The organism is Infirmifilum sp., from assembly GCF_049970975.1.
GTDB lineage: Archaea > Thermoproteota > Thermoprotei > Thermofilales > Thermofilaceae > Thermofilum > Thermofilum uzonense.
Window position 1 is genome coordinate 1 of the sequence record NZ_JBMFLX010000030.1, and the last position, 5143, is coordinate 5143.

Here is a 5143-nt window from a genome sequence, read left to right on the forward strand (position 1 = left end):
GACAAATATGTCATCATGTACTCCCTGCGAGGGCTCCTTCCTCCTAATGTACCCGGCAAGGGGGTGACCCGCTGGATTCTCTGGAGTAATAACAGCTTTACCACACCCTACTCGAAGCATTGAATATCGCTCTTTATAGTTCACCTTAAGACTGCCTTAGTTAAATAACGTGGAGCATCGATTGGCCTACCTAGATCCACGCCGAGGCGATATGCAAAGAGCTGGAGAGGTATCGAGTAGGCGATTGGTGCTAGGTGTCGCTCTGCTCTCGGAGTTCTTATAAGGGAAACTGTTTCGGTTTGAATTTGAGATAATTTCTCGTCGCCCTCTAGACTGAAAACCACTGTGGAGGCCCCCGCCTCGATAGCTGAGAGAATTAACGGGTAGGTGGCTTCAGCGGCCAGTCTCTCGACAGGAATTATGAATCCCGTCATGAAGCCTTTCTCAACGAGAACAAAGGGACCATGCTTAAACTCGCCTGCTTCAACACCCTCCGCGTGGAAGTAGGAGGCTTCCTTGAGCTTTAAAGCCGCCTCCAGTGCTAATGGGTATGTTATTCCTCTCGAGACAATATATCCGCCGCGGCAATTCCTCGCATGGATAATTGCCTTTTTAACCTCCTCATCCATTCTCGTCATTGTCTCTGAGAGCCGGGAGGCCACAGATTTTACTGACTCCATTTTTTCTCTATAGGTAATTGAATCTATGCGTCCGGATTCCTTAGACGCCGCTAGTGAGACCAGGTAGAGCAGGAGAAGAGTCGAGGTGAAAGTCTTTGTTGCGGGTACTGAAAGCTCTGGACCAGCCGCTATTGGAAGATAAACATTTGACAGCCTCGCTAGTCTAGAGCCTATATAGTTTGTAAGTCCAAGAATCGTAGCTCCTCTGATTTTTGCTTCGTATAGTGAGGATAAAACATCTCCTGTTTCGCCAGATTGCGATATTGCGACTACCAGGCTTCCAGGACCAATATTTTCTACATAGTAAAGTGGGAACTCCGCGGCACTTGTAACTACAGGGCTTACGCCCACTAGCTCGGAAAGATAGTATGAGGCTACCATTCCAGCGTGGAGGCTTGTGCCGTTAGCAATAATGTATATGTTGTCGGCGCCAAGGATTAGACGTGAGGCGAGCTGCAGGTATTTCTCTTGGAGGGTGTATAGCGTTCGCAGTAGTGAAAGTGGTGCCTCATATATTTCTCGAAGCATATGATGTGGGAAGCCTCCCTTATCAACGAGTGCAGGGTCTACCTCGAGAGTCAACACTTGTCTCGGGGTTGTCTCATGTCCTTTCGAGTATACATTTACTCCTTCGCTTGTGACAAAGACAGTTTCAGGAGGGTCAATGATGATGTAGTGATCGGTAAACCCGTGGAGTGCTGTCAGCGTATTTGTCAAGTAGAAAGCGTTTGGGGATAATCCGACGTAGAGCTTCGTCATGGATGAGTATGCAGCTATACTGGCTGTGTCCCGATCCAACACGGAAACCGTGTAAAACCCTTCAAGTTTCTCCTTGAGAGTCTCGAGAGCATTCAATAGGTTATCCTCTCGTTCTAGGGACTCTTCCAAGAGGTGGGCTGGCGGCTCAAAGTCGCTCCTGGACTGAAGCTTGTGTCCAGACATGAGGACTTGGTCCTTTATTTTCTCATAATTTCCGATAGAGCCGTCGCCAGCTACAGCTATTCTTTGCCTGCAGTCAGTAAATGGGTGAGCATTCTCAGCAGTTGGTCTGCCATGGGTTGCATACCTGGTCTGTCCTAGGGCAATGGAGGCTTTTCGTTCGCTGAGGCCGAGTTTTTCAACTACGATATCTACCCAGCCGACCTCCTTATAGACGTTTAGTATACCATCCTCGATGAGTGCAAAGCCTGTACTGTCGAATCCTTTAAAACGCAGCTTTCTTAGTCCCGAAATCACCTGAGGGACAACATTCTCGTTTTTCCTAGAGACAACCGCAAATATTCCGCCCAAGTCTAATCCCCTTGATATGCCTCTACACCGCCAATAATAGTCTTTTCAACCCTTAGCTTATCATTCAATAAGACTAGGTCGGCATTATAGCCTAGAGCTATAACACCGAACTCTCCGCCCAGACCAATACTCTGAGCGGGATTCGTTGAAGCCATTCTGAGAGCGTCCTGGATGCTTACCCCGAGTTTAACCATGTTGGATACTGCTTTGTCAAGGGTTAACGTGCTTCCAGCTAGAGCTCCTGTTTCAGCTAGGTGCGAAACACCATTCTTGACGATTATCTTGAGCCCTCCGAGTGTATACTCGCCATCTGGGAGGCCTGTAGCTGCAACTGCGTCCGTGATTAGAATAACTCTTCTAGGCCCAGCCGTTTTAACGACTAGCCTCATGGTAGTTGGGTGTAAGTGTATGAAATCCGATATCATTTCAATGTAAACATTCTCCTGATCAAGCAATGCCATGGCTAGGCCGGGTTCTCGATGGTGGAAGCCACGCATCTGATTAAATATATGGTTGGCTTTCGATGCCCCCGCTAGTACTGCATTCATCGCTTCAGCATAGGTTGCATCACTGTGTCCCAGGCTTACAACAATTCCCCGTTTTACAGCCTCCCTAATGAATTCATATGCACCAGGTAACTCAGGGGCAACGGTAACCTGTTTTAAAAGACCCCTTGCCTCTTCTTGAAACTCTAAGAGCTCTTGAAGAGAGGGGTTCTTGAAGTGGCCTGGATTCATAGCCCCCCTCATCTTGGGGTTTAGATATGGACCTTCAAGATGTACTCCGAGAATACGTGCACCTCGTCCTTCATTCCATGCATGCGCCGCTTGAGCTATCTCGTTACAGGCTTTTATTAGTTGGTTGTGGGGAGCGGCAACAGTTGATGCAAGGAAACCAGTAACTCCGTGCTTTACAAGAAGACCAGAGACTTTTAGTATATCACTCGAGCTTGCTGTCGTGAAATCAACGCCTCCATAGCCGTGAAAGTGCGTGTCTATAAAACCTGGAGCTACTATCAGCCCGGTAGCGTCTATCGTTTTATCCCCGGTAAGATTCTCACCGATCTGTTGGATCCTCCCAGACTCGATAGCAATATCCTTTGAACCTATATCTGCGAATGGGGTTAGTACTCTTCCCCCCTTAATAACCAACTTCATACTTACCGCTATGTAATTAAAGAAGCTTATGGCTAAAAAGCTTCTTAAATAATCTCTTTTAAGCAATGAATGCAAGGCAATGTTTATCTAGTATGGGTCATGGATGAAAACGTGCTGGCCGAGGGTATCGTAGCCTCACCCGGAATAGCTGTCGGACGAGCCCATGTATCAAGAAAGATAGATATCTTGGAGAAAATAAGGAGTGAAAGAGTCCAAAACGTCACAGTAGAAGTTGAAAAGCTAAAAAACGCAGGAAATATCTTGGCTGAGAAGCTTAATGAGATTAAAAGGCTACTTCCAAAGGAGGAACAGGAAATAATTGATGCCCAACTCCTTATTCTCGACTCTTTTGTCTCAGAGGCCTCAGAGCTTATAAAGAGCCTCGGATACTCGGCAGCATTCGCTGTTCGCGAAATCTATGAGAAGTATGGAGAGATGATGAGGCAGGGAGGCGAGCTTTTCGCACTGAGGGCACAGGATCTCCGGGACCTAGCATCCAGGCTGGTAGGTCTATTATCGGAGCAAAGCATTTCTACTTCTGCAAGATATGAGGTAGTTATAGGAGAGGAGATAGACCCTATAGAATTTCTCGAGCTAGCCAATAGCGGCGTAAAAGGTCTCGTGACCAAGGAAGGAGGAGTTACATCCCATGTAGCCATACTAGCTCGTCTCCGCGGCATCCCCTATATCATAGCCCGTAAACTCGATATCAACAAGATAAGAGATGGCATTACAGTCATTGTAGACGCTTTAAACGGCCTAATCATACTCGAACCCAGTGAAGAAGAACTTAAAAAGTACGAGGCAATAGCGATCGAATATAGGAAACTCTTAGAGGCATTTTCACGTGAAAGCAGGCTAGACGCGTTGACTCTTAATGGGCATAAGGTGAATATATATTGTAATATTGGAAATTTTGAAGAGCTCAGAATTCTAGACGAGTACGGGTGCGAGGGTGTAGGATTATTCCGCGTGGAATTTGCGTATATGCAACGCTCTTCACCTCCAACCGAGGAGGAACTCTACGAGCTTTTCTCAAAAGCAGCTCAGATATTGGGTGAAAAGCCTTTAACTGTAAGAGCCCCCGATATCGGGGGAGATAAGCCCATACCTTTTATCGAGCTCCCAAATGAGGCTAACCCTCAACTCGGTCTCAGAGGGGTGCGACTCCTATTTAAATACGAGGACCTCTTACTCGTTCCACTAGTCCGAGCCCTTCTAAGGGCTTCAGTCCATGGCAAGCTCAGGCTTATGCTTCCCATGGTAAGCACGGTAGATGAGGTTTTGTATTTCCAGGAGGTCGTAGAGCGAGAGAGGAAGAATTTAGAGTCGAGTGGAGTGAGGACGGGTAGGCTCGAACTAGGAGTTATGATCGAAACTCCGTCTGCCGCACTGCTTGCAAACGATCTCGTTGAAAGAGGAGGATTAAGCTTCATAAGCTTCGGTACAAATGATTTGACACAATACGTGTTAGCTGCGGACAGAGGAAACAGTCTTGTCAGCTACCTTTACGACGAACTTAACCCCTCCGTCCTAAGACTCATCTCGCTTGCTGTGAAAAGGGCTAAGGGTAGGGCTGAGATAGAGGTTTGTGGGGAAGTAGCTTCGAAGCCTCTTGCGATACCTCTACTCATAGGCTTGGGCGTGGAAAGCCTTAGCGTCTCACCACAGTTTGTGGGAAAGGTAAAGTACATCATTAGAAGAGTAAACCTGTCGAAAATAGAGCGAGGTTGAAAACATCATTGAAGTCGCGAAGACAAACCTCGATATAAAGAAGTGGTCCGAGGCGTTGCTTAGGAGTAGCGGGATAACCTTTATCGAGTGATATCAAATCCTAAGAATGGCTCCGATGAAGGTTATTTGTCCTGTTCAGGCAATACTTCGAGGATGAGCTTTGACAGCTCCTCAACAGCCTTATCCTCATCGGGACCCTCGGCAATCAACTCTATCTCATCACCCATATCTATTCCTAGAGAGAGTATTTGCAAAATGTTTTTTGAGTCGGCAGATTTTCCA

4 protein-coding genes are annotated in these 5143 nt (G+C 47.0%); 1 reads left to right on the plus strand and 3 read right to left on the minus strand.

Going from position 1 to position 5143, the window contains the following annotated elements; genetic code table 11:
* Positions 1 to 140 precede the first annotated feature (140 nt).
* Together glmS and nagA are read right to left on the minus strand one after the other, a co-directional pair.
* Positions 141 to 1970 carry a glutamine--fructose-6-phosphate transaminase (isomerizing) gene (glmS, locus tag ACP5KC_RS05845; protein ID WP_428286957.1) on the minus strand — a complete coding sequence of 610 codons (1830 nt, stop codon included), beginning with the start codon at positions 1968 to 1970 and terminating at the stop codon, positions 141 to 143.
* A gap of 2 nt (positions 1971 to 1972) precedes the next feature.
* Positions 1973 to 3127 carry an N-acetylglucosamine-6-phosphate deacetylase gene (gene nagA, locus ACP5KC_RS05850; RefSeq protein ID WP_428286958.1) on the minus strand — a complete coding sequence of 385 codons (1155 nt, stop codon included), beginning with the start codon at positions 3125 to 3127 and terminating at the stop codon, positions 1973 to 1975.
* A gap of 69 nt (positions 3128 to 3196) precedes the next feature.
* On the opposite strand from nagA, the gene ptsP reads away from it, so the two are divergent.
* On the plus strand, positions 3197 to 4861 hold the full coding sequence (gene ptsP / locus ACP5KC_RS05855; protein WP_428286959.1) for a phosphoenolpyruvate--protein phosphotransferase: 1665 nt from the start codon (positions 3197 to 3199) through the stop codon (positions 4859 to 4861).
* A gap of 122 nt (positions 4862 to 4983) precedes the next feature.
* On the opposite strand, the gene ACP5KC_RS05860 is transcribed toward ptsP, so the two are convergent.
* Positions 4984 to 5143 (minus strand): HPr family phosphocarrier protein (locus ACP5KC_RS05860; RefSeq protein WP_428286963.1); only part of this gene is annotated, 160 nt, incomplete at its 5' end.

Bases quoted from the DNA above. Each gene is read 5' to 3' on its own strand.
- nagA (WP_428286958.1), bottom strand. From the start codon at position 3,127: ATGAAGTTGGTTATTAAGGGGGGAAGAGTACTAACCCCATTCGCAGAT.
- ptsP (WP_428286959.1), top strand. From the start codon at position 3,197: ATGCAAGGCAATGTTTATCTAGTATGGGTCATGGATGAAAACGTGCTG.